The sequence below is a fragment of the Pseudonocardia wallangbongensis genome, assembly GCF_054486945.1.
The window spans coordinates 1-22716 of record NZ_JBRERS010000008.1 but is presented as its reverse complement, the minus strand read 5'-3'; the positions used below and the strand labels follow the sequence as shown (position 1 = coordinate 22716).

23 protein-coding genes and 2 pseudogenes are annotated in these 22716 nt (G+C 72.4%); 15 read left to right on the top strand and 10 right to left on the bottom strand.

Annotation, left to right across the window (positions count from 1 at the left end):
• Nucleotides 1-77: 77 nt before the first annotated feature.
• Complete coding sequence (locus tag ACU436_RS26525) at nucleotides 78-1127, bottom strand: LacI family DNA-binding transcriptional regulator (RefSeq protein ID WP_459029669.1); 1050 nt, start codon at nucleotides 1125-1127, stop codon at nucleotides 78-80.
• A gap of 103 nt (nucleotides 1128-1230) precedes the next feature.
• Between ACU436_RS26525 and ACU436_RS26520 the strand changes: the two genes are divergently transcribed.
• From ACU436_RS26520 to ACU436_RS26475, 10 genes are all read left to right on the top strand, one after another.
• Nucleotides 1231-2715: an ABC transporter substrate-binding protein gene (locus ACU436_RS26520; RefSeq protein WP_459029668.1), complete on the top strand. Its 1485-nt coding sequence runs from the start codon at nucleotides 1231-1233 to the stop codon at nucleotides 2713-2715.
• Nucleotides 2712-3635: a carbohydrate ABC transporter permease gene (locus tag ACU436_RS26515; RefSeq protein WP_459029667.1), complete on the top strand. Its 924-nt coding sequence runs from the start codon at nucleotides 2712-2714 to the stop codon at nucleotides 3633-3635. The genes ACU436_RS26520 and ACU436_RS26515 overlap by 4 nt, the downstream gene beginning before the upstream one ends.
• Nucleotides 3632-4525, top strand: coding sequence for a carbohydrate ABC transporter permease (locus ACU436_RS26510; RefSeq protein WP_459029666.1), 894 nt, complete (start codon nucleotides 3632-3634; stop codon nucleotides 4523-4525). Before ACU436_RS26515 ends, ACU436_RS26510 begins: the two co-directional genes overlap by 4 nt.
• Nucleotides 4522-5949, top strand: coding sequence for a sulfatase-like hydrolase/transferase (locus ACU436_RS26505; RefSeq protein WP_459029665.1), 1428 nt, complete (start codon nucleotides 4522-4524; stop codon nucleotides 5947-5949). Before ACU436_RS26510 ends, ACU436_RS26505 begins: the two co-directional genes overlap by 4 nt.
• Entirely contained in the window at nucleotides 5946-7787 is a 1842-nt protein-coding gene (locus ACU436_RS26500; protein ID WP_459029664.1) for a glycoside hydrolase family 2 protein, read from the top strand. Before ACU436_RS26505 ends, ACU436_RS26500 begins: the two co-directional genes overlap by 4 nt.
• A gap of 304 nt (nucleotides 7788-8091) precedes the next feature.
• Nucleotides 8092-8790, top strand: a complete 699-nt coding sequence (locus ACU436_RS26495; protein WP_459029663.1) for a hypothetical protein — start codon at nucleotides 8092-8094, stop codon at nucleotides 8788-8790.
• Nucleotides 8787-9935, top strand: coding sequence for a S8 family peptidase (locus tag ACU436_RS26490; RefSeq protein ID WP_459029662.1), 1149 nt, complete (start codon nucleotides 8787-8789; stop codon nucleotides 9933-9935). The genes ACU436_RS26495 and ACU436_RS26490 overlap by 4 nt, the downstream gene beginning before the upstream one ends.
• 81 nt (nucleotides 9936-10016) lie before the next feature.
• A complete protein-coding gene (locus ACU436_RS26485; RefSeq protein WP_459029661.1) occupies nucleotides 10017-11282 on the top strand; it encodes an LLM class flavin-dependent oxidoreductase in 1266 nt (421 codons plus the stop codon).
• Nucleotides 11279-12067 carry an alpha/beta fold hydrolase gene (locus ACU436_RS26480; RefSeq protein WP_459029660.1) on the top strand — a complete coding sequence of 263 codons (789 nt, stop codon included), beginning with the start codon at nucleotides 11279-11281 and terminating at the stop codon, nucleotides 12065-12067. Before ACU436_RS26485 ends, ACU436_RS26480 begins: the two co-directional genes overlap by 4 nt.
• A gap of 230 nt (nucleotides 12068-12297) precedes the next feature.
• Complete coding sequence (locus ACU436_RS26475) at nucleotides 12298-12708, top strand: hypothetical protein (RefSeq protein WP_459029659.1); 411 nt, start codon at nucleotides 12298-12300, stop codon at nucleotides 12706-12708.
• On the opposite strand, the gene ACU436_RS26470 is transcribed toward ACU436_RS26475, so the two are convergent.
• Genes ACU436_RS26470 through ACU436_RS26460 form a run of 3 tightly spaced genes read right to left on the bottom strand, consistent with a single transcriptional unit; the run spans nucleotide 12705 to nucleotide 14762 of the window.
• The gene (locus tag ACU436_RS26470) at nucleotides 12705-13511 is read right to left on the bottom strand and encodes an ABC transporter permease (RefSeq protein ID WP_459029658.1); all 807 of its coding nucleotides are present in this window, start codon (nucleotides 13509-13511) and stop codon (nucleotides 12705-12707) included. The genes ACU436_RS26475 and ACU436_RS26470 overlap by 4 nt on opposite strands.
• Nucleotides 13471-14277 (bottom strand): ATP-binding cassette domain-containing protein, encoded by an 807-nt coding sequence (locus ACU436_RS26465; RefSeq protein WP_459029657.1) that lies wholly within the window; start codon nucleotides 14275-14277, stop codon nucleotides 13471-13473. The genes ACU436_RS26470 and ACU436_RS26465 overlap by 41 nt, the downstream gene beginning before the upstream one ends.
• Entirely contained in the window at nucleotides 14274-14762 is a 489-nt protein-coding gene (locus tag ACU436_RS26460; RefSeq protein WP_459029656.1) for a MarR family winged helix-turn-helix transcriptional regulator, read from the bottom strand. The genes ACU436_RS26465 and ACU436_RS26460 overlap by 4 nt, the downstream gene beginning before the upstream one ends.
• Nucleotides 14763-14833: 71 nt before the next feature.
• On the opposite strand from ACU436_RS26460, the gene ACU436_RS26455 reads away from it, so the two are divergent.
• Entirely contained in the window at nucleotides 14834-15685 is an 852-nt protein-coding gene (locus tag ACU436_RS26455) for an NAD-dependent epimerase/dehydratase family protein (RefSeq protein ID WP_459029655.1), read from the top strand.
• Here the strand turns inward: ACU436_RS26455 and ACU436_RS26450 are convergent.
• The 5 genes and pseudogenes from ACU436_RS26450 to ACU436_RS26430 form a co-directional block, all read right to left on the bottom strand.
• On the bottom strand, nucleotides 15669-16718 hold the full coding sequence (locus tag ACU436_RS26450; RefSeq protein ID WP_459029654.1) for an MFS transporter: 1050 nt from the start codon (nucleotides 16716-16718) through the stop codon (nucleotides 15669-15671). The two genes, ACU436_RS26455 and ACU436_RS26450, sit on opposite strands and share 17 nt — an antisense overlap.
• A pseudogene (locus ACU436_RS26445) lies at nucleotides 16631-16867 on the bottom strand (MFS transporter); the annotation flags it as partial. The pseudogene ACU436_RS26445 and the gene ACU436_RS26450, both read right to left, overlap by 88 nt.
• 38 nt (nucleotides 16868-16905) lie before the next feature.
• Nucleotides 16906-17085 carry a hypothetical protein gene (locus ACU436_RS26440; RefSeq protein WP_459029653.1) on the bottom strand — a complete coding sequence of 60 codons (180 nt, stop codon included), beginning with the start codon at nucleotides 17083-17085 and terminating at the stop codon, nucleotides 16906-16908.
• Nucleotides 17086-17155: 70 nt separating this feature from the next.
• A complete protein-coding gene (locus tag ACU436_RS26435) occupies nucleotides 17156-18178 on the bottom strand; it encodes a TIGR03617 family F420-dependent LLM class oxidoreductase (protein ID WP_459029652.1) in 1023 nt (340 codons plus the stop codon).
• Between the two features lie 35 nt (nucleotides 18179-18213).
• Nucleotides 18214-18564 (bottom strand): STAS domain-containing protein, encoded by a 351-nt coding sequence (locus tag ACU436_RS26430; protein ID WP_459029651.1) that lies wholly within the window; start codon nucleotides 18562-18564, stop codon nucleotides 18214-18216.
• 217 nt (nucleotides 18565-18781) lie between these two features.
• Here ACU436_RS26430 and ACU436_RS26425 point away from each other — a divergent pair, with 217 nt between their 5' ends.
• From ACU436_RS26425 to ACU436_RS26410, 4 genes are all read left to right on the top strand, one after another.
• The gene (locus tag ACU436_RS26425; RefSeq protein WP_459029650.1) at nucleotides 18782-19846 is read left to right on the top strand and encodes a Scr1 family TA system antitoxin-like transcriptional regulator; all 1065 of its coding nucleotides are present in this window, start codon (nucleotides 18782-18784) and stop codon (nucleotides 19844-19846) included.
• Nucleotides 19843-20052, top strand: coding sequence for a DUF397 domain-containing protein (locus ACU436_RS26420; protein ID WP_459029649.1), 210 nt, complete (start codon nucleotides 19843-19845; stop codon nucleotides 20050-20052). Before ACU436_RS26425 ends, ACU436_RS26420 begins: the two co-directional genes overlap by 4 nt.
• Before the next feature lie 21 nt (nucleotides 20053-20073).
• Nucleotides 20074-21213, top strand: coding sequence for a glycosyltransferase 87 family protein (locus tag ACU436_RS26415; RefSeq protein WP_459029648.1), 1140 nt, complete (start codon nucleotides 20074-20076; stop codon nucleotides 21211-21213).
• A gap of 211 nt (nucleotides 21214-21424) precedes the next feature.
• Nucleotides 21425-22354 carry a hypothetical protein gene (locus ACU436_RS26410; RefSeq protein ID WP_459029647.1) on the top strand — a complete coding sequence of 310 codons (930 nt, stop codon included), beginning with the start codon at nucleotides 21425-21427 and terminating at the stop codon, nucleotides 22352-22354.
• Between the two features lie 146 nt (nucleotides 22355-22500).
• On the opposite strand, the pseudogene ACU436_RS26405 reads toward ACU436_RS26410, so the two are convergent.
• Nucleotides 22501-22716, bottom strand: a pseudogene (locus tag ACU436_RS26405) (cytochrome b); the annotation flags it as partial.

Genomic DNA, 22716 nt, shown 5'->3' with positions numbered 1-22716 from the left:
GGCAGCCGATTCCCCGGCAGGGCGCTGCAATCGGCGTCTTTCTCTCGGCGCGACTCGGGCCGATCAAACCCGGGTCGTCAGGACCCGGGCCCGTCCGGCCGCCCGCCCGTCGACTCCCGGACCACGAGCCAGTGCTCGACCACGATGCGGCCGGCGGGGCGGGCACCGGTCCCGTCGATCCGCTCGACCAGGACGTCGAGCGCGGTCCGGGCGATCCGGCGCCGGTCGAGGTGCACGGAGGTGAGTGTCGGGTTGGCGTAGGCGGCCTCGGTGACGTCGTCGAAGCCGACGACGGCGATGTCGTCCGGTACGCGCACGCCGCGCATCCGCAGGGCGTGCATGACGCCGAACGCGAGCATGTCGCTGAAGCAGAACACGGCGTCCGGCGGCCGGGCCGCGGCGAGCAGCCGCTCGGCTGCCTCCGCACCGTTGTGGCGCAGCAGCCGCCGGGTGGGGACGGCCAGGCCCTCCTCGCGGATCCCGGCGTCCGCCAGGGCCGTCCGGTAGCCGTGCAACCGCAGCGATCCCGTGCTCGTCGTGTCGCCGAACGGCCCGCCGACGGCCGCGATCCGGCGCCGGCCCAGCCCGAGGAGGTGCTCGGTGGCCTCGCGGGCGGCGGCGACGTTGTCGATCGCGACGTGGTCGACGGAGGCGGGGAGGTCCCGTTCGCCCAGCAGGACCATCGGGACGTTGCGGGCGGCGGCCGCGATGCTCGCGGGATCCATCGCGAGCGGGCTCAGCACGATCCCGTCGATGAGGTGGTGGCGCAGCCCGCGCGCGATGAGTGCCTCGCGGTCCTCGTCGCCGTCGGTCTCGTCGATGAGGATCGTGAGGCCGCGTTCCTCGGCGGCTTCGGTGAGGTGGCTGGCCAGCTCGGCGAAGTACGGGGCGGAGAGGTTGGGCACGGCGAGGGCGATCACGCCGGTGCGGCCCGTGCGCAGCGTGCGCGCCGCCGGGTTGGGCACGTAACCGAGCAGGGCGATCGCCCGCTCGACCTTGTCCCGCAGTTCGGGTGAGACGTGCTCGTAGCCGTTGAGGACGTTCGACACCGACTTCTGCGAGACCCCCGCGACGCGGGCGACGTCGACCATCCGGGGCCGTGCGCCCCCCTCCCGGCCGTTCTGCACCCGCTCACCGTACCGGATCTCTTACTTCGTAGTACAAGTTCTGACTGCTGCCCTTTACATCGGCATCTACTTCGTAGTAAACCTGCGCCGCACGATCGCCGACGTGACGAGGCAGGTGTCCGTGGAGAGTCCAGGAAGACCGCTGACCCGGCGCGCGCTCCTGCGCTCGGCGGGCCTCCTCGCCGGGACGGCAGCGCTCGCCGGGTGCGGCGCCGCACCGTCGTCGGCCGGCGGGGCAGGCGGCGCGGCGTCCGGTACGCCGGGCGCGCTGCGCTGGTGGGATCACTTCGCGCCGCTCGAGAAGCTCCAGCGCTCCACGTTCGGCCGGTTCGAGAAGGGCGGCGGGCCGCCCGTGGAGTACACGGTCTACAACCCCAACGAGCAGAAACAGGCCCTGCAGCTCGCGTTCGGCAGCCGGCAGCTGCCCGATGTCTTCTCGCTCGCCGGGCTCAGCGTCCCGCCGTCGCTGCTGCATTCGCAGGGCTGGTTCTCCCCGCTCACGACGGCCGACGCGATCCGCGCCGGGTTGCCCGAAGGCATCGTGACGGAGGGGATGCACAGCTTCGACGGCGCGCTGTACTCGTTCCCGATCTTCACCCCGCGCCAGTACGAGACGCTCGTGTGGTTCAACCGGGAGCAGGTCGTGCAGGCGGGGCTGGACCCGGAGTCGCCACCCGCCTCGTGGGACGACCTGCGCGCGGCCGCCCGCGCCGTGCAGCGCAGCGGTGTGGCGTCGGGGGTCGTGCTGCCGCTCCAGTTCCCCGACCGGCTGTCCGCGTTCGTCCTCGAGCTCGCCCAGACCGCGGGCTTCCCGGGCACCCGGGGCGAGGGCCTGAACGGCCTCGACCTCACCACCGGGGAGTACCGCTTCCACGACGACGCGTTCGTCGCGGCGATCGAGCTCCTGGTGTCCTTCGGCCGCGACGGCACGATGTTCCTGGCCAGCACGGCCCTGGACGCGCGGTCGGCGCGCGTGCGCTGGGCCGCCGAGGGCGGGGCCTTCTTCCTCGACGGCCCCTACAACGCCGGTGTCCTCGCCGGGAAGTTCCCGAAGGTCCTCGAGAGGGTCGGGGTGGGCCCGATCCCCACCCCCGACGGGCGACCACCAGTGCTGACCCGGCCGCCCAACGACGGCACGTTCTGGGTGTCCGGCCAGTCCGGCGCGGTCGAGGCGGCCTCGGCCCTGCTCGAGCTGTTCGTGAGCAGCGACTACCAGCGCGGCCTGGCCGCCGCGATGGACCAGCCCCCACTCGACCTCGGCGTCGTCGCCGGATCCGACGCGCACCCCACGTACAAGCGCTGCATCGAGATGTTCGGCGAGCACGTCTTCCTCGGCCCGGCCGTCACCGCGCGCAACCCGCGGGTGGCCGAGGTACTCGCCGCGATGAAGCCGGTGGAACCGGGGCTCGGGGAGATCGTCCAGGGCATCGCGAGCGGGCAGATCACCGACGTCCGCGGCCGGCTGCGGCGGCTGTCGGACGACACGGCGGCCGCCCGCGACGCCGCCGTCGCCGAGGTCGGCGGGGGCGTCAGCGTGGCCGACTGGGCCTTCCCGGCCTGGCGACGCGGAGAGGACTACGCCGCATGACGACCGTTACCATCGCGCACACCGGCCGCCGGCTGTGGCAGGCCCGCTGGCCCTACCTCTTCCTGGTCCCGACGGCCGTGCTCTACGGCCTCTTCACGCTGTGGCCGATCGTCGCGAGCTGGTGGTACTCGTTCCTGTCCTGGAACGGCTTCGACGGCGACAAGACGTTCGTCGGCCTGCAGAACTACCGCGAGGTGCTCGCGGACCCGCTGTTCTGGAACTCGTTCGGGATCACGATGCTGTTCATGGTCGTCACGGTCCCGCTGCGGGTGGCGCTCGGCCTGGCGATCGCGCTGCTGCTCAACCACCCGCGGTTGCCGTTCCAGCGGCTGTTCCGCACCGCGTTCTTCCTGCCGGTGGTGACGACGACGGCCATCGTCGGCGTGGTCATGCAGTTCGTCTTCGACCCGTCCGACGGCCCGGTGGCCGAGGTGCTGCAGGGCGCGGGCGCGCCGGGGGTGGACTTCCTCGGCTCGCCGCACGCCGCGATCTGGACCGTGATGGCCGTGCACACCTGGAAGTGGGTGGGGGTGACGATGATCTACTGGCTCGCCGCGCTGCAGACGGTGCCGCGCGACGTGCTCGAGGCCGCGCAGGTGGACGGCGCGTCGGGTTGGCAGTCGTTCCGGCACGTGACGGTGCCGATGCTGATCCCGTTCTTCGTCATCATCACGCTGCTGACGATCGAGCAGAACCTGCAGATCTTCGACCTGGTGATGACGATGACGGGCGGCGGCCCGTACTACGCCACCGAGGTCATCGAGCTCTACATCTACCGCTGGGCGTTCGCCGCCACCGTCCCCGAGCTCGGGTTCGCCTCCGCCGCCGCGGTGGTGCTCGGCCTGGTCCTGCTCGTGGTGGGGATCGCGCAGCTGCTCGGGGTGCGGGCGGCGCGCCGGATGGCCGGAGGGGACGCATGATCGCGACGGATGCCCGACCGCGCGCGGCGCGGCGGGAACGGGCGCGGCCGGTGCGCGGCCGCACCCGGCGCAGCCCGCTGCTGTGGCTGGTCACGTTGCTGCTGCTCAGCTTCGCGGCGGTGTGGATCTACCCCTTCGTGTGGGTGCTCTCGGCGTCGGTGAAGGGTCAGCTGGAGGTCTTCTCCGCGGGCCTGCAGCTGCTGCCCGAGGCCTTCGAGTGGGAGAACTACGCCCGGGCGTGGGTCGACGCCGACTTCGGCACGTACATGCTCAACACGATCCTGGTCACCCTGTTCACCGTGGCGATCGTCGTGGTGCGGTGCGCGATGGCGGGCTACGTGCTGGCGCGCTACTCGTTCCTGGGCCGCAAGTTCGTGGTCGCGGTGCTGGTCGGCACGCTGTTCGTGCCCGCCGGGTACACGATCATCCCGGTCGTCGAGATCACGCAGCGGCTCGGCCTGCTCAACTCCCTGACCGGCATGGTCCTCGCACTGGCCGGGGGCGGGCACGTCGCGGCGGTGCTGCTCTACATGGGCTACTTCCGCGGCATCCCGCGCGAGCTGGAGGAGGCCGCCGTGATCGACGGCGCCGGCTTCGGCACGGTGTTCTTCCGCGTGATGCTGCCGCTGGCCGGTCCCGTCACGGCCACCGTCGTCGTCCTGACGTTCCTCGCCACCTGGAACGCGTTCCTGCTCCCGCTGGTGTTCACGTTCAGCCGCCCCGACCTGCGGACCCTCGCCGTCGGGATGCAGGCGTTCGTCGGGGAGAACTCGGTGGACTGGCCCGGCATGGCCGCCGCCGCGATCCTCTCCCTCGTCCCCATCGTCGCCCTGTTCCTGTTCCTGCAGCGCTACTTCTTCGAAGGGATCGCCGGAGCCGTGAAGTCGTGAGTGGCCCGAATGTCCTCCTGATCTGCACCGACCAGCAGCGGTTCGACGCGCTCGGCGCCTCCGGCAACCCGCACATCGCCACGCCGAACCTGGACCGGCTCGCCGCGGAGGGCGTGCTGTTCGAGAACTGCTACGTGCAGAACCCGGTCTGCGCGCCGTCCCGGGCCTCCCTGATGACCGGGCGGTACGTCTCCACACACGGCCTGCACGCCAACGGCGTGGACATCGCGCCCGACGCGGAGATGTTCACGAAGCTGCTCGCCGACGACGGCTACGACTGCGGGCTCGTCGGCAAGTTCCACCTCGGCGCCTGCTTCGCCGGACGGTCCGAGCCCCGGCTCGACGACGGTTTCCGGGTGTTCCGGTGGGCGCACGACCCGTACCCGGGGTCCTCGGAGAACGCCTACCACCGGTGGCTGCGCGCCGCGCACCCCGACCTGTTCGCCCGGGCCCGTGCCGGCGAGGTCGGCTGGGACACCCTGCCCACCGAGGCGCACTACAGCCATTGGATCGCCGACGAGACGATCGACTTCCTGACGTCGGGCCGGCCGGACGGCACGCCGTTCTTCTTCGTCGCGAACTTCTTCGACCCGCACCACGGGTTCGGCGCGCCGCCGGAGTACCGGGAGCGCTACGACGCGGCCACGCTGCCGCCGCCGGTGACCGCGGACGGCGAGCTGGCGGCCAAGCCGCCGGTGTTCACCGAGGCGTCGAAGGACTCCTACGCCGGCCACGCGCGCGGGTTCGCCGACTACACCGCCGCCGAGCTCGCCGAGGTCCGCGCGCAGTACTACGCGATGGTGACGCTCGTCGACGCCGAGGTCGGCCGGATCCTCGATGCCCTCGACGCCGAGGGCCTCGCCGAGGACACCGTGGTGGTGTTCACCAGCGACCACGGCGAGATGCTCGGCGACCACCAGCTCATGCTGAAGGGCCCGTTCCACTACGACTGCGCGGTCCGCGTGCCGCTGATCGTGCGGTGGCCCGGCCGGTTCGCCCCCGCCCGGCGCGCCGAGCTCGTGCAGTGGGTCGACCTGGCGCCGACCTTCCTCGACCTCGCCGGGGTCGGGCCGTCGCCCCGGCACCAGGGCGCGAGCCTGCGCGGGCTGCTCACCGGCGAGGACACCGCGTGGCGCGACTGGGCCCTGTGCCAGTACCGCAACAGCGGGCACGCCTACGACCCGCCGGTCCACGCGACGATGCTGCGCCACGACCGCTGGAAGCTGGTCGTCCACCACGGTGGCCCGGCGAGCGGGCGGGAGCGCACCGGCGAGCTCTACGACATGGCCGCCGACCCCGACGAGCTCGTGAACCGGTGGGCGGACCCCGCGCACCGCGAGGTCCGGGTGGAGCTGCAGGAACTGCTGATCGACGTCCTCGTGGGCATCGAGGACCGCAGCCGGCCCCGGCTGTCGCACTGGTGAACGGAGAGAACGTGCACGAGCAGTACCCGCGCCCCCAGCTGGTCCGCCCGCAGTGGCAGGACCTGTGCGGAGAGTGGGGGTTCGCCTTCGACGACGCCGACGCCGGGCGCGGCGCGGGCTGGGCGGGCGCGCCGGACCCGTTCGACCGGACGATCACCGTGCCCTACCCGTACGAGTCGGAGCTGTCCGGGATCGGGGACCCGAGCCCGCGGCCGGTCGTCTGGTACCGGCGGGAGGTCGAGCTCGCCGGGCCCGGCCCGGGCCGGCGGGTGCTGCTGCACTTCGGGGCCGTCGACCACGCGGCGCAGGTCTGGGTCAACGGGGTGCACGTCGGCGGCCACGAGGGCGGGCACACCCCGTTCTCCTTCGACGTCACCGACGCGCTGGTGCCCGGGCCCGTCCAGCTGGTCGTCGTCCGCGCCGAGGACCACGCCGACGACGTCACCCAGCCCCGCGGCAAGCAGGACTGGCTCGACGAGCCGCACGGCATCTTCTACAAGCGCACCACCGGGATCTGGCAGCCGGTGTGGGCGGAGACCGTCCCGGACGTGCACGTCGACGAGCTGCACTGGACGCCGGACGTCGCCGGGGCCACCGTCACCTGCGAGGTGGCGCTGTCCCGCCGCCCGGCCCGGCCCGTGCGGCTGCGGGTCCGCCTCTGCCTGGGCGAGGAGGAGCTCGCCGAGCACACGGTGCGGGTCCACGACACGCACTCCCGCTTCGACGTGGGCATCCCGGCGGCGCGCCACGACATGCACCACGGCCGGCTGCTGTGGTCCCCGGAGCGGCCGACGCTGATCTCGGCGGACGTCGAGGTGCTGGACGAGGGCGGGGCGGTCTTCGACCGCGTCGGCTCCTACTTCGGTTTGCGCAGCACCGGTGTCCGCGACGGCCGGTTCCTGCTCAACGGGCAGCCGCTGTTCCTGCGCCTCGCCCTGGAACAGGGCTACTGGCCGCAGTCGCACCTCGCCGCCCCGGGCCCGGACGCCCTGCGCCGGGAGGCCGAGCTGATCAAGGAGCTGGGCTTCAACGGCATCCGGATCCACCAGAAGGTCGAGGACCCGCGGTTCCTCGCCTGGTGCGATCGCATCGGGCTGCTCGTGTGGGACGAGATGCCGAGCGCGTTCGAGTTCGCGCCGCGCGCCGTGGAGCGGGTCGTGCGGGAGTGGATGGAGGTGGTGCGCCGCGACCGCAGCCACCCCTGCGTCGTCACCTGGGTACCGATGAACGAGAGCTGGGGCGTCTGGCACCTGGCCGAGGTGGCCGAGCAGCGCCACCACGCCACCGCGCTCTACCACCTCACCAAGGCCCTCGACGGCTCCCGCCCGGTGATCTCCAACGACGGCTGGGAGCACACCGAGAGCGACATCTGGGGCGTGCACGACTACGCCCCGCACGGTGAGTCGCTGCGCGAGCGCTACGACGGGCCCGCGGCGGTCGACCGGGTGCTGGGTGACCGCCGTCCCGGGCGGAAGAAGGTGGTGCTCGCCGACCCCGTCGACCGCGGTGGGAAGCCCGTGGTGCTCACCGAGTTCGGCGGGCTGAGCTACGCCCCGGCCGCCGGTGAGAAGTGGTTCGGCTACGGCACCGTCGGGTCGGCGGAGGAGCTGGCCGGCCGCCTGCGTGAGCTCGTCGACGCCGTGCTCGACAACCCCGAGCTGGCCGGCTTCTGCTACACCCAGCTGACCGACACCGAGCAGGAGCGCAACGGGCTGCTCACCGAGGACCGCGAGCCGAAGCTTCCGGTCTCCGTCGTCCGGGAGATCCTCACCCGCCCGTCGCGGGCCGTGCCGCCGGAGGAGGTCGACGCGAACCGCCGTCGCGCCGTCGGGGGCTGAGCCGGAGCCGCGGCAGGCGGGGCGGCGGTCGTGTAGCCTCCCCGACCAATTGTCACCCGTTCGCCGCACATGCTTCACCCGAAAGGGCTCTTCGTTGCCGCCTCAGCCTCCACCTGGCCGTCCGGACGGACGGCCCCACTTTCCGCAGCCGGGGCCGCCGCGCCGGCAACCACCCCCGCCGGCCGGCCCCGCGCCCCCGCCGCCCCACGGGTGGCACCCTCCGCCTCCGCCCGGCCCGCCGGCCGCGCCGCAGCCGCCGGCCCCGCCGACTAGGGACACCGGCCGCGCCCGGAAAAGGGGCGTCGTGGTGCTCTCGATCCTCAGCGCCCTCCTCCTGCTCGGAGGCGGCGTGCTCGCCGCGGCCCTGTTCGCCGACGCCCAGGGGCAGGAGGTCAACGAGGCGTTCCTGCCCGAGGCGTGGCACGACATGCCGGCCGACAAGTTCTTCCCCGAGCGTCTCGGCGTCGTGCGCGACGTGCCGTCGTGGACTCGGCAGGGCATCGACGGGGCGACCGAATGTGCTCGCCCCGCGCTGGAACCGCAGCTCATCGAGGCGATCGAGGCGTCCGGGTGCAAGGCGGTGCTGCGGGCGACCTACGTCGACCCGACCGCGACGCTGGTGGCGACCATCGCCGTCGTCGTGCTCGGATCCGGGTCCGACGCGATCGATGTGTACGGCGCGTTCGACCCGGGCGCGGAGTATCCGGGTCAGCTGGTGAAGCCCTACCCGGTCCCGGGCACCCCGGCCGAGCGCTGGTCCGACGACGGGCGCGGCGGCATGGCGATCGGGCCGATCGAGTCGTTGAGCGTCGACTACCAGCCTTACCTGGCGGTCGTGGCCGCGGGCTACGCGGACGGCCGGCCCGTGGAGGAGCTGCCCGAGCAGTGGGACGACCTGTCGCCGGGCACCGACAACGAACGCAGCCTCGACACGATCGCCGACCGCGCCATGCAGTCCTACGCCAACGACCTGTTCGTGACGATCAAGGAGCTGTCGCAGTGACCCCGCGGACCACCACGAGGAGCCGGCGCGCCGCATTGGCGGTGCTGGCGGTCGCCGCTCTGACGCTGGGCAGCCCGGCCACGGCATGGGCGCAGGAGCCCGGGTGGGAGCTGGAGGCGATGTCGGTGCCTGCGGCGTGGTCGGCGTCCAGGGGGGCGGGCATCACCGTCGCCGTGGTCGACACCGGTATCCAGGTGGACCACGAGGCGCTGGCCGGACGCGCCGAGGAGGGCCCCGACCAGCTGGGAGGAGCCGATCCCGGCGCGCCGGGCTACGGCACGCACGGCACCGCAATGGCCTCGCAGGTGCTGGACGTGGCACCCGAGGCGCGGGTGCTGGGCCTGCGGGTGATCACGGACGAGGCCGAGGACGCGGCCGGGACGGAAGCGGGCAACCCGGTGGCGGCGGGCATCCTCGCCGCGGTGGACGCGGGGGTGGGCGTGATCTCGCTGTCCCTCGGCACCCGGGAGTTCCAGCTGATCAAGTACTCGGACGGCGTGGCTGCCGCCATCAACGACGCCGCGGCGAAGGGCATCGTGGTGGTGGCCGGAGCCGGCAACGAGGCCGAGACGACCAACGAGGTCTCCTACCCCGCCAACAACGCGGGCGTGATCGCGGTCGGTGCCTCGGACCGCTCCGGGAGGCACGCGTCGTTCTCGAACGTGCACAGCTACGTCGACGTGCTCGCGCCGGGCGAGGGGGTGAGCGCGGCCGACGTCACGACGGGCGGCCGGTCGGCGGTCGACGGGACGTCGTCATCGACGGCCTATGTGGCGGGGATCGCCGCGCTGCTCAAGTCGGCGCGCCCCGAGCTGGCGGGCAGGCAGGTCGAGCAGGTCCTGCGGGAGACGGCCTCGCGCCATGGGCGGGGGCACGACCCGTCGACGGGATACGGCGCCGTCGACGCGGCGGCCGCGCTCGAGGCGGCCGGGGAGCTGGCCCCCCAGCCGGCGCTGCTGCCCGCCGCGCCGCACACCGGACCCGGCCACCTGGGGCCGGGCGACGACGGCATCCCGCCAGGGGTCGCCCAGCCCGTCGATACCGAGGGCCTGGTGGTCGCCGGGATCGCCGCGGGCCTCGGCGTCGTCGTGGCCTGCGTCGCCGTGCTCCTGTTCCGCCGTGGTCGGCGGCCGGTAGGAAATTGACATGTAGCTAAGCGAATGATTCACTCGAAGAGGATCGCGACCGTATCGCTGCCGCTACGTCCGCCTCATGGAAGGACCTCCATGAAGTCGATCTTCTTCCACCTCATGCCCTATCGGGATCTCCCGGAAGACTTCGAGAAGAAATACGAAAGTATTTGGGTCACCCCACCGAACTCGGTTCTGTGTGATCCGCAGAAAGTGGCGCAGTACTACCAGTGGAACCTCGACGAGCTGGAGCTGGCCGACCGGCTCGGGTTCGACGGCATCGGGGTCAACGAGCACCACCAGAACGGCTACGGCTTCATGGCCTCGCCCAACCTGATGGCCGCCTCGCTCGCCCGGCGAACCCCGAACAACAGCGCGCTGATGGTGCTGGGCAACACCCTCGCCCTGTACGCGCCGGCCACCCGGGTGGCCGAGGAGTTCGCCATGCTGGACGTCCTGTCGAACGGGCGGCTCGCCGCCGGTTTCCCGGTCGGCACCTCGATGGACGTCAACTTCTGCTACGGCGTGCCGCCGACGCAGACCCGGCCCCGGTTCCGCGAGGCCGAGGAGCTGATCATCCAGGCCTGGACCCGCCCGGGCCCCTTCAGCTTCAACGGGGAGTACAACCAGCTGCGTTACGTCAACCCGTGGCCGCAGCCGCTGCAGAAGCCGCACCCGCCGGTGTGGCTCGCGGGCGGCGGCTCGGTGGAGACCTGGGAGCTGGCCGGCAACCGCGACTACACTTACAGCTACCTGTCCTTCTTCGGCGCCAAGTTCGGCAAGAAGCTCATGGACGGCTTCTGGGAGAAGATGGACGAGATGGGCGTCGAGCGCAATCCGTTCCGCGCCGGGTTCGCGCAGCTGATCTGCGTTTCGGAGACCGACGAGCGCGCCGAGCAGGAATACCTCGAGCACTGCGCCTACTTCTTCAAGAAGTGCCTGCACATTCCGGGATACTTCTTCGAGGCGCCCGGTTACCGCACCCGCAAGAGCACCGAGTTCGCGATCAAGACCAACCAGCCGGGAGCCGTCGCGGCGGCCGCGGCCCTGGAGAAGAACTGGAAGACGCTCACCGAGGAGGGTTTCATCGTCGCCGGCAGCCCGGCCACGGTGGCCGATCGGCTCATCGAGCTCGCCAAGACGCTGCGGGTGGGCAACCTGCACGCGCTGCTGCAGGTCGGTTCGATGCCGCACGAGCTGACGAAGAAGAACATCACGCTGTTCGCCGAGGAGGTCATCCCCCGGATCCGCCACATCTGGGACGACGAGGGCTGGACCCACAACTGGTGGCCCACGGGCGCCGCCGTCCGTGCCGTGACCGGGTCGCCCGCCGGGGCGCAGGCCGGGCAGGGGGAGCGATGACCATCACCGCGCCCGCAGGGGTCGAGGAGCGCACCGTCGACGTCGGCCCGATCCGGGCCCGCGTCCTCGTCGCCGGCACCGGCGACCCGGTGCTCTACCTGCACGGGGCCGGCGGCCTCGTCTGGGACCCGCTGCTCGAGTCGCTCGCCGCCGGGCACACCGTCCACGCCGTCGAGCACCCCGGCGCCGGGTCGTCCGACGACCTCTCGCACCTGCCCGGCATCTGGGAGCTCGTGCTGTTCTACGACGAGCTGCTGGACGTGCTGGGCCTGGACTCCGTGCAGGTCGTCGGCCATTCCTTCGGCGGCATGGTGGCGGCCGAGCTGGCCGCCAACAACCCGCGCCGGGTGAGCGAGCTGGTGCTCATCGCGCCGATCGGGTTCTGGCGCGACGACGCCCCCGTCCCCGACATCGCCGCGGTGCCGCCCAAGGCGCTACCCGGGCTGCTGCTCGCCGACCCGGAGGGGCCGCTCGCGGACGCCGTCGTCCCACCGGCCGACGACCCGCAGTCGCGGTTCGAGGTCGCCATGCGGATGGCGAGCATCCTGCACTTCATCTGGCCCATCCCGGAGAAGGGCCTGCACCGGCGCATCCACCGGATCACCGCGCCCACCCTGATCGTCTGGGGTGCGCAGGACAAGCTCGTCAGCCCCGTCTACGCGGAGGAGTTCACCTCGCGCCTGCGCGACAGCAGGCTCGTGCTGATCGACGGGGCCGGGCACCTGCCGCCGCTCGAACAGCCCGCCGTGGTGCGCGACCACGTCCTCGGCTTCCTCGACGGCTGAGTTGTCCGGAAGCGGGACCGGCCGTAGCGAGCTGCGGAGGCTCGCGTGGGGTGATCGCCAGTTGGGGTGTGGGGGCGACAGATCTGTCGCCCCCACACCAGTTCGGGCGATCATGATCCCTCTGGTGACCCGGTCGCCGAAGCGGGCCTCGCAGCGAGCAGCGAGGTGGCCGCCTCCTCGGTTCTGCGGAGGCGGCCCGGCGTCGCGGCGGCGCCGGTACGCTCCCGGTCATGCCCGCTCCCGACGACATCGAGTCCCGGGTCGCCGCCCTGGAGGTCCGTCTCGGCCAGGTGTCGGCCGACGTCCAGGTCGCCCGGGACGACGCCGCCGCGGCGCGCCACCTGGCGGCCGCCCGGGATCGGGACCTCGCCGATCTGGCCGTCAAGGTCGACGCGAACCGCGCGGCCGTCAATGCGCTCGGCGAGCAGACGCGCGAACGGTTCGACGCGATCGACCGTCGCTTCGAGGCCGTGGACGGCCGGTTCGACGCCCTGGAGCACAAGGTGGACGACGGGTTCGCCCGGATCGACGAGGAGTTCCGCAAGGTGGACAACGGGTTCATCGAGATGCGCGGCAAGTTCGGCATGACCGCGGCGGGGCTCGAGCGGATCGCCGCGCTCCTCGAGGAGCGCGGCCGCTAGCGCACCAGCTTGCCCATCAGCGACGCGGCCCCGAGGATCCCGAGCACGGCGGCGCCGACGAGCACACCGAAGTCGGCCCAGAGGTTCGCGGGGGCCCCGACGAGCAGCCCGCGCAGGGCGTTCACCAGGTAGGTGAGCGGGTTGACCTGGCTGATCACCTGCAGCCACGTCGGCATGATCTCGATCGGGTAGAGCGCGTTCGAGGCGAAGAACAGCGGCATCGTCATGAGCTGGCCGATGCCCATGAGCCGGTCGCGGGTGAGTGCGACGCCGGCGATCGCCATGGACAGGCACGAGAAGAAGCCGGCGCTCAGCATGAGGGCGATGCCGGCCGCGATCAGCTTCAGCGGGTTGAGGGTGATGCCGACGCCGAGCAGCAGCGCCACCGGCACGAGGACGACCACCGGGGCGAGCCCGCGCAGCCCGGCCGCGAACGCCTTGGCCATCACGATCGCCGCCCGCGGGGTGGGCGTGACCATCACCTTCGTGAGGATGCCGGCGTCGCGCTCCCAGATGATCTGGATCCCGAAGAAGATCGCGACGAACAGGGCCGACTGCGCCAGGATCCCGGGCGTGAGGTACGCCAGGTAGGACAGGTCGCCGGTCGGGATCGCGCGGATCCGGCTGAAGATCTGCCCGAACACGAGCAGCCACAGCACCGGCTGCACCATGCGCGTGAAGAGCTCGGTGTTGTCGCTGCGCAGCTTCTGCAGCTCGACGATGGCGAGTGTGCCGGTGCGCGAGGCGAGCAGGCGGACCGGCTCAGCCCAGCTTGCGCGCGGTCGTGCGACTGCGACGGACATTCCTCATCCCCTCTGGGCTGTGCTCGTCGAGCCCGGCGCCCGCGTAGCGGCGGAAGACGTCCTCGAGCGTGGCATCGGGGCCGATCCCGGCGCGCAGCGCGGCGGGGGAGTCGACGGTCTGCAGCCGGCCGTGGTGCATGAGCGCCACGGTGTCGCACAGCTCGTCGGCCTCCTCCATGTAGTGCGTGGTGAGGAGGACCGTCATGCCGTGCTCGGTCCGCATCTGGCGCACCCGTTCCCACACCCCGGCGCGCGCGATGGGGTCGAGGCCGACCGTCGGCTCGTCGAGCACGAGCAGGGCGGGGCGGTTCACCAGGGCCTGTGCGAGCTCGAGGCGGCGGATCATCCCGCCGGAGTAGGTGGAGGCGCGGCGGTCGGCCACCGTGAGCAGGTCCATGGCGTCCAGGACCTCGTCGACGCGGGCCGCCCGCTCGGCGCGGGGGACGCCGAACAGCCGCGCGAACCACGTGACGTTCTGCCGCCCGGTGAGCGCGGCCTCGATCGAGAGCTGCTGCGGCACGTAGCCCAGGTGGCGGCGGACGTCGGTGGCGCGGCGCCGGACGTCGAGCCCGAAGACCCGCACGCTGCCCTCCTGCACCGGCAGCAGCGTGTTCAGCACGCGGATCGTGGTGGTCTTGCCGGCGCCGTTGGGCCCGAGCAGGCCGAACACCTCGCCGGCGTGGATCTGGAGGTCGAGGTGGTCGACGGCCACGGTCTCCCCGAAGCGGTGCACCAGGCCGGTGCACTCCACGGCCGGCACGGTCATCGCGCTCGCTCCAGGTCCCGCAGCTCCCCGGCCAGCGCCTCCAGCGCGTCGATGCCGGCGGCGAGGTCGGCGAGCTGGCGCGGCGTGAGCCGGTCGAGCGCCTCGTGCAGCACGCCGCGCCTGCGGGCCCGGGCGGAGTCGAGGGCGTCTCGCGCCCGCGGCGTGACGGTCAGCCGGCCGACCCTGCGGTCCTGCGGGTCGGTCTCGCGCACCAGCAACCCGGCCGCGACGAGCTGCGTGACGATCGTCGACACGCTGTTGGGGGCGAGCCCCAGCTCGTGGGCGATCTCGGCGACCGATCTGCCCTTGCGCTTGCCCACCATGAAGAGCACCTCGCGCTGCGACGTCGATACGTCGCGTGGCGTGTCCGGCGTGCTAGTGACGACCGGCCCGGCCAGCCTGCGCAGCAGCCGGCGCACCGCGCCGACCGCCGGCATCAACGTCTCGGAGACGGTGTCCGCGGTGGGTGCCGTCGGGGTGACCATGTCGCAAATATACCTCTGAAACAGAGTAGATCTGCTACAGATGCACTGTGATCGTGTGATAGGCAAGCACCATGACCACCGTCGCCGTCACCGGCAGCAGCGGGAAGCTCGGCCGCCACGTGGTGCGCCACCTCCAGGAGCACGGCTACCGGGTGGTGGCGCTCGACCGCGTGCCGGACCGGGAGACGGCGGCCGCCGTGTCGGTGCGCGTCGACCTCACCGACCACGGCCAGGTCCTCGAGGCCCTCACCGCCGTCGACGACCGCCACGACGGCGTCGACGCGGTCGTGCACCTCGCCGCCATCCCCGCGCCGGGCCTCACCACGAACGCGGCGACGTTCTCGAACAACGTCACCGCCACCTACAACGTGTTCGCCGCCGCCCGCAGCGCGGGTGTCCGCAACGTCGTGTGGGCGTCCAGCGAGACCGTGCTCGGGCTGCCGTTCGACGTGCCGCCGCCCTACATCCCGGTCGACGAGGAGTACCCGGTGCGCCCCGAGAGCACCTACTCGCTGGTCAAGAGCCTCGAGGAGGAGATGGCTCGGCAGTTCTGCCGGTGGGTGCCGGACCTGAAGATGATCGGCCTGCGGTTCTCCAACGTGATGGACCCGCAGGACTACGCGCGCTTCCCCGGCTTCGACGCCGACCCGGCGCTGCGCCGGTGGAACCTCTGGTCCTACATCGACGGCCGCGACGGCGCCCAGGCCGTGCGCCGCGCGCTGGAGCACGAGGCAACCGGCGTGGACGTGTTCGTGATCGCCAACGCCGACACCGTGATGTCACGGGCCAGCGCCGACCTCGCCGCCGAGGTCTACCCCGGTGTGCCGGTCACGAAGGAGCTCGGCGAGCACGAGACGATGTTGTCGATCGACAAGGCACGCCGGGTGCTGGGCTACGAGCCCCAGTTCAGCTGGCGCGCGTAGCGTCGAGCAACGCCGGGTTGAACCGCCGCCACGCCACGGCCGTGAGCACGACCATCCCGCCGAACGCGATCCAGAACGGCGCCGTGATGCCCAGGCCGCGGGCCACGAACCCGCCGCCGAGCGCGCCCAGGGCCGCGCCGCCCACCGAGAACAGGAAGTACCCGCTGTTGACGCGCCCGCGCAGCGCGTCGGGCACCACGCGCTGGCGCCAGGACACCGAGAGGACGCCCCAGAGGCTCGCGTGCACGCCGAAGACGACCATGGTGGCGACGGCGACCCACGGCGCGCGGGCGAGGGCCAGCGACAGGTGGGTGCACGTCTCGATCAGCAGCCCTGCGCGCAGCAGCAACGCGGTGCCGAACCGGCGCTGCAGCCGCGCCGCCGCGACCGTGCCGGCGATCCCGCCCACGGCGCTCGCCGCGAGCAGCAGCCCGAACCCGATCTCGCCGAGCCCCAGCCGCTCGCGCGCGTAGAGCACGAGGATCGCGAACGCGCCGACCAGCGTGACGTTCATGAAGCACAGGCAGATCGCCAGCATCCGCAGCACCGGGTGGCCCAGCAGGGCGCGCATGCCGGTGGCGATGTCGTGGCGCAGCGGACGGTGCGGTTCGTCGTGCACCGGCCGGAAGCGGCCCTGCAGTGTGGCCAGGAGCAGCGCCGCCACGAGGAACGTCGCGGCGTTGAGGCCGAACGGTAGCGCCGCGGCCGTGACGAACAGCGCGGCGCCCAACGGCGGCGCGAGCAGGTGGTTGCCGACGAGCTGGACGCCCATCAGCCGGGCGTTCGCCCGCGGCAGGTCCTCCGCGGCCACGACGGCGGGCAGCAGCGCGGTGCTCGCGTTGTCGGCGAGCGTCTCCATCGCGCCGACCAGGAACAGCGCCGCGTACACGACGGTGACCGTCGCGACGCCCGTCGCGACCGAGACCGCGAGCCCGCCGACGACAGCGCCCGCACCAGGTTGACCAGCACGATGAGCCGGCGCCGGTCGAGCCGGTCGACGTAGACGCCGGCCGGCAGCGCGAAGAGCAGCCACGGCAGCTGCTGTACGAACATCGCGCCCGCGACGAGCGCGGGGTCCGAGGTCAGCGACGCCAGCAGCAGTGGGCCGGCGGCGAGCGCCACCCCGTCGCCGACGTTCGAGACGGCGGCGGCCGCCCACAACCGCCCGAACCCCGCCCCCACCCGGTCAGGGTCGCGACAGGGTCAAGCGGTTTGGGAGATCAGCGGTGGGCGCGGCGGCGGTAGGTCACCTGGCGCGACCCGACACCCGCGAAGTACAGGGCGAGGCAGAACAGGCCGGCGGTGACGAGCAGCGTGCTCGTGATCACCTGGACGGAGATGCCGACTAGTTCGAAGACGAGGGCGAGACCGAAGAGAATTGCTGCGGCGACAGCGAGCATCGTGACTCCTTCTGCAGGTCAGTTGGCAGATCTGTTCCCGTTCCGGAACGACTCCAACCTGCGGATGGCCTCACGCCCGGCGAAGCTCCTCCGTGGCCGCCGCGAAGAGGGCGGCGTCGTGGGGGTACGGGGCGTAGAAGGTGAACCGGTCGGCGAGGCCGCCGAACCGGGCCAGGAGCGCGGCACCCAGCCGGTCCGGCTCCGCTCTCACGGCGAAGGCCGCGAGGACCTCGTCGTCGATCAGCTCGCCCATGCGCCGCCACCGCTCGGGGTCGCTGCCGCGGGAGAGCCGGTTGAGCTCGACGCCCAGCTCGCCCCACCCGTGCAGGTCGAGCACGGGCCGGTAGGAGGGCGTGCTGCCGTAGAAGGCGATCTGCTCGCGCACACCCCGTTCCGCGACCGCCATCTCCTCCTCCGTGGTTCCGGAGACGACGAACCCGGAGAACGCGATCGTGAACTCCTCCCGGGTCCGCCCGCTCGCCGCGAGGCCCTCGGCGAGCACCGGGAGGGTGTGCTCGCGCAGGTAGCGCTCGGTGGTGAACGCGTGGGGGAGCAGCCCGTCGCACACCTCGCCCGCCACGCGCGTCATCTGGTCGCCCACGGCCGCGAGGTACACCGCGGGCGGCCCGTACGGGCTCGGCGCGGGGGAGAAGAACGGCGTCATGAGCGTGTGGGAGTAGAACTCGCCGCGGAACGCGAGCCGCTCGCCGGTGTCCCAGGCGGTCCAGATGGCCTGCAGCGCCTGCACGTACTCCCGCATGCGGCGCGCCGGGTGGCTCCACGGCATCGCGAAGCGGCGCTCGATGTGCGGCTTGACCTGGCTGCCCAGCCCGAGCAGGAACCGGCCCTCCGAATGGACCTGCAGGTCGCCTGCGACGTAGGCCGTGCTCATCGGGTTGCGCGCGAACGCGACGGCGATCGCGGTGCCCACCGCCACCCGCGAGGTGTGCTCGGCCACCGGCATCAGCGGCAGGAACGGGTCGTGCGGGCCCTCGTAGCTCCACAGCCCGTCGATCCCGGCGGCCTCCTGCTCCCGTGCCTCCGCCGCCAGCTCGGCCAGCCCCGTGCCCCGCAGCATCGCGTCGACCCTCATCGGATCAGTGGATCACGATTCGCGGCGCGGTGCTGCTACTGGGGCACGGTGCACCGCGCGATCGCGGCCTCGACGTCCTGGTGCACCAGCCACTGCTGCTGCAGCCCGAGCAGCGACACCACCCGCCAGGCCGCGCCGGGACGGGGGCACACCACGTGTGCCGCGCCGCCGCGCGCTTCGAGCGCACCCACCGCGCGCTCGACGCAGTGCACGCCGGCGGCGGCGAAGAACTGCACACCCGTGAGATCGACGAGGACCGACGGGGACCCGATCGCGAGCGCGCGCTCCAGCGCGTCGGTGAGCTCCGCACGGGTGCCCGTGTCGACGTCGCCCGTCACCCGGACGGCGACGTACCCCTCGCCCGGGCAACCGTCGATCTCGGCCACGAACACCCCGATCGGACCCCTTCTTTCCGCCCTGCCGTATCACCTGAGCACCCAGCGTGACCCCGCCTGCACGGCAGGTCAATACCGCGATGGCAGGAAGATCACCACGACCCGGTGATCTCGGCAGGTGACCGAACACGCAGCGCAGCCGGGGTGGGAATCCCACCTCTGCCGTTCCCGATGCCACGATCGGTCATCGGCCGGACGCGGAGGGCGCATGGGGGCGAAGCGGAACGGGGCGTCGATCAGGCGTCGCATCCTGGCACGCAGGTTGCGGGAGCTGCGGGAGGGAGCCCGGCTGACACTCGACGAGGCGGCGCCCGCCCTGGACACGTCCGCGAGCAGGCTGAGCCGCATCGAGAACGGCCAGCAGAAGGCCGACGTGCACCTGGTCAAGAGCATGCTCGACCTGTACGACGCCGGTGACCAGTGGGCCGAGATGCTCGAACTGGCGCGGGAGGCGGCGAAGCCCGGCTGGTACCGGGCCTACGGACGTGGCGACGATACCTACATCGGCTACGAGACCGAAGCTGTGCGGGTGCAGGAGTACTCGCTGGGGTTCGTCCCTGGCCTGCTGCAAGTGCCGGAGTACGCCCGCGCGTTGTACGACTCGTCGATGGTCATCCGCACCGCCGAGGGGCGGGAGCGCGCTCTGACCGTCCGGATGATCCGGCAGGAGCGCCTGCGGTCGGCAGACGACCCCCTGCACCTCGTGACGATCATCGATGAAGCGGTGTTGCGGAACCCCATCGGCGGCATTGGTGCCCAACGAGCCCAGCTCGCCCACCTGGTGGCTGCGGCCGCGCTCCCCACGGTTGAGCTTCAGGTGCTTCGGGCTGCGCCCGGCGCGCATGGTGGGCTCGGATCCGGGTTCGTCATCCTCAACTTCGGCGACCTCGATGAGCCCGACATGGCGTACGTCGAGCACGCGCTCGGGGCGACGCATCTGGTGAAGGAGCCCGACCTTGTTAGGGCTAGACTCGTATTCGATCAACTGCGGTCGCTCGCGCTGGCTCCGGCCGAATCGTTGGCCTTCATCTGCCGAGTGGCCGCTGAGCTGCAGACCGCGGAGGGCGATGCCGTGCAACAGAATGAACTGCACTGGCAGACCAGCAGCTTCAGCGGTGTGAACGGCAACAGCTGCGTCGAGGTCGCGCCCACCCCCACCGGCGTGGCCGTCCGCGACACCAAGGACCGCGGCCGCGCCCCCCACCTGCACTCCGCCGGCGCATGGCGGAACTTCATCACCGCCGTCCGGAACGGGGAGTTCGACCGCCCATGAGTACGCGCGTGCCCGCTGACGTCGTCTGGATGCGCAGCAGCACCAGTTCCGGCGACGACGCCGTCGAGATCGCCCGCCTGCCCGGTGGCGGGGCCGCGTTGCGCCGCGCGGGCGACCCGGACTGCGAGCCGCACGTCTACACGGCCGCCGAGTGGGACGCCTTCGTGAAGGGCGTCGACGCCGGCGAGTTCGACCTCCCCGAGTAAGTGCGCCCCGCCGGGGCCCACTTGCGCCCCCTCCTCGTCGGGGCCGCCGCGCTGGTGCTCGTCGCGCAGGCCGTGGTGCTCGCGCTCTGGCCGGGCGCGCACGCGCTGCTGATCGACCTGCAGGTCTACCGCGCGGGCGGGGAGCACGTGCTCGCCGGCGATCCGCTGTACGCGGGTGGCGTGCTGCTGGACCTGCCGTTCGTCTACCCGCCGTTCGCCGCGGTGCTGTTCGCGCCGCTCGCGCTGCTGCCGCTGGACCTGCTCAAGCTGCTGTGGACGGGTGCGGGGATCGCGCTGCTGGCGTACGTGGTGCGCCGGTGCGTGCCCCGCGCCGGGTGGCCGGTGGCCGTGCTGCTCGCGGTGGTCGCGACGGCGCTCGACCCGGTGCGCACCACCCTCTACCTCGGGCAGATCAACATCGTGCTGCTCGCCGTCGTGGCCGGTGACCTCCTCGGCAGGCCGGGAAGCCGCCTGCGCGGGGTGGGGGTCGGCCTCGCCGCGGCCGTGAAGCTGACGCCGCTCCTGTTCGTCCTGTACCTCGTGGCCACGCGGCGGTGGCGGGCGGCGGCCACGGCGATGGTGACGTTCGCGGCCGCCGCGGGGCTGGGGTTCGTGCTGGCGCCGGCCGACTCGGTGCGGTTCTGGATCGAGGGCACGTTCTTCGCGGCCGACCGGATCTCCGACGTCGCCGGCCCCAGCAACCACTCCCTGCACGGGCTGCTCGCCCGCCTGGGCGTCGACGGGCTGCCGTGGCTCGCGGGCGCGGCCGTGGTCGGGGCCGTCACGATCGTGCTCGCGGTGCGGGCCCACCGGCGCGGGGACGAGGTGCTCGCGCTGACGCTGTGCGGGCTCGGCTCCGCGGGTCTCGCGCCGTTCGCGTGGTCGCACCACTACGTGTGGGTCGTCCCGCTCGCGGTGCTCCTCGGCGCCCGCGCCATCTCGGGCGACCGGTGGGCGGCGGCCGGGCTGGCCGGGGTGCTCGCCGCCACCGTCGCGGTCGTGACGGCGCTGCCCGGCCCGCTGGTCGGCCCGATCCCGGCCACCGGCCTGATCTCCTTCTGGCCCGACGCCTACGTCGTGCTCTACCTGGCGGTGCTGGCCGCCACCGCCCGCTCGCACACCAACTTCGGCCGTCACACACCAACTGCAGTTGGTGTGTGAGCGCCAGTGTTGGTGTGCGAGGACCACGGTTGATGTGTGACGCCCCGGCGGCGTCCGCCCCGCAGCCGTCGCCCCCACCCACCCCGCTCACACACCAACTTCGGTGCCGACACACCAACTGCAGTTCGTGTGCCAGCACCAGAGTTGGTGTGTGAGCGGGCAGTTCGTCCATTCCGGCCCGCGAGAGCACCGTGCCGGGGATGCTCCCCACGTGGACATTCCGCGTCTTGTCGTGCGTCGCCAGCTGCTCGCTGCCGGGTGGACCGACCACGAGCTGCGTCGGCAGCGGCGATCCGGAGAGCTCCTCGGCATCGGCCGGGGCGCCTACCTGCCGGCTCCGGGCACGCCGCCTCGGTTCGAGGTCTGCCACGCCCTGCTCGCGGCCGTGCGCGACGAGCGCGAGGCCGCCGACGGCGTGCTCTCCCACGTCTCGGCCGCCGTGCTCCACCTCATGTCGACGTGGGGGCTGCCGCTCGACCGCATCCACCGCACCCGCGACCGGCGCACCGGTGGCCGGGTCGGCGAAGGCGTCCACGTGCACGCCGCGCCGCTGGGTCCCGACGAGGTCGTGGAGATCGGCGGCCTGCTCGCCACCGCACCCGCCCGCACCGTGATCGACATCGCCCGGACCGCCGGCCTCGACGCCGCGGTCGCGGTGGCCGACAGCGCCCTGCACAGGCACCTCACCGACCCGGACGAGCTCGCCCGGGCCGCCCGCCGCTGCACCGGGTGGCCGGGGGCACCGCAGGCCCGCCGGGTCATCGCGCTGGCGGACGGGGGCAGCGACAGCGTCGGCGAGTCCCGCAGCCGGCTCGCGATCCAGCGGGCGGGCCTGCCCGTGCCGGTGCTCCAGTGGAAGGTGGAGGGCAACGGGAGGGTGTACGAGGTCGACTTCGGCTGGCCCGAGCTGCACACCGTCGGCGAGTTCGACGGGATGGTCAAGTACGGGCGGCTGGTGAAACCGGGCCAGGACCCGGCTGACGTCGTGGTGGCCGAGAAGCTGCGTGAGGACGAGATCCGCGACCTCGATCTGCGGGTGGTCCGCTGGATCTGGCCCGAGATCGACGACTTCGACCCGGTCGCCACACGCCTGAAGCGCGGCTTCGCCGCCTCGCCGGCCGGGGCGCGCTGGCGGCGATGACCGCTCACACACCAACCCTTGCGCCGGCACACCAACTGCAGTTGGTGTGCCAGCACCGAAGTTGGTGTGTGAGCGCTCGATGTGCCGGCCGGATACGACGAGGGCCCCGCCGGTTCACCGGCGGGGCCCTCGTCGTATCGACTCTCCTACTGCTGGCTGATCGTCTCGCGCTCCTCGGAGCGGGCCTCGATCTCCGGGGGCTGGTGCCCGTTGCGGGCGGCGGCCTCGGCCTCGGCCAGCTCGGCGCGGGCCTGTTCCAGGGCCGCGGTCTCCTCGGGTGAGTCGGGTGTGAGCAGTGAGCCGGGGACCGGGGCGCCGCCCATGCCGAGCTGGTTCATCCGCTTGGGCACCGGGGCGCCCTG

What these genes read in the sequence shown, in the direction of transcription:
- ACU436_RS26440 (WP_459029653.1), bottom strand. Translation starts at nt 17,085, where the DNA reads ATGCTCGCTGTCGCCGCAGCAATTCTCTTCGGTCTCGCCCTCGTCTTC.
- ACU436_RS26510 (WP_459029666.1), top strand. Translation starts at nt 3,632, where the DNA reads ATGATCGCGACGGATGCCCGACCGCGCGCGGCGCGGCGGGAACGGGCG.
- ACU436_RS26455 (WP_459029655.1), top strand. Translation starts at nt 14,834, where the DNA reads ATGACCACCGTCGCCGTCACCGGCAGCAGCGGGAAGCTCGGCCGCCAC.
- ACU436_RS26480 (WP_459029660.1), top strand. Translation starts at nt 11,279, where the DNA reads ATGACCATCACCGCGCCCGCAGGGGTCGAGGAGCGCACCGTCGACGTC.
- ACU436_RS26420 (WP_459029649.1), top strand. Translation starts at nt 19,843, where the DNA reads ATGAGTACGCGCGTGCCCGCTGACGTCGTCTGGATGCGCAGCAGCACC.
- ACU436_RS26515 (WP_459029667.1), top strand. Translation starts at nt 2,712, where the DNA reads ATGACGACCGTTACCATCGCGCACACCGGCCGCCGGCTGTGGCAGGCC.
- ACU436_RS26425 (WP_459029650.1), top strand. Translation starts at nt 18,782, where the DNA reads ATGGGGGCGAAGCGGAACGGGGCGTCGATCAGGCGTCGCATCCTGGCA.
- ACU436_RS26470 (WP_459029658.1), bottom strand. Translation starts at nt 13,511, where the DNA reads ATGTCCGTCGCAGTCGCACGACCGCGCGCAAGCTGGGCTGAGCCGGTC.
- ACU436_RS26485 (WP_459029661.1), top strand. Translation starts at nt 10,017, where the DNA reads ATGAAGTCGATCTTCTTCCACCTCATGCCCTATCGGGATCTCCCGGAA.
- ACU436_RS26435 (WP_459029652.1), bottom strand. Translation starts at nt 18,178, where the DNA reads ATGAGGGTCGACGCGATGCTGCGGGGCACGGGGCTGGCCGAGCTGGCG.
- ACU436_RS26465 (WP_459029657.1), bottom strand. Translation starts at nt 14,277, where the DNA reads ATGACCGTGCCGGCCGTGGAGTGCACCGGCCTGGTGCACCGCTTCGGG.
- ACU436_RS26460 (WP_459029656.1), bottom strand. Translation starts at nt 14,762, where the DNA reads ATGGTCACCCCGACGGCACCCACCGCGGACACCGTCTCCGAGACGTTG.
- ACU436_RS26475 (WP_459029659.1), top strand. Translation starts at nt 12,298, where the DNA reads ATGCCCGCTCCCGACGACATCGAGTCCCGGGTCGCCGCCCTGGAGGTC.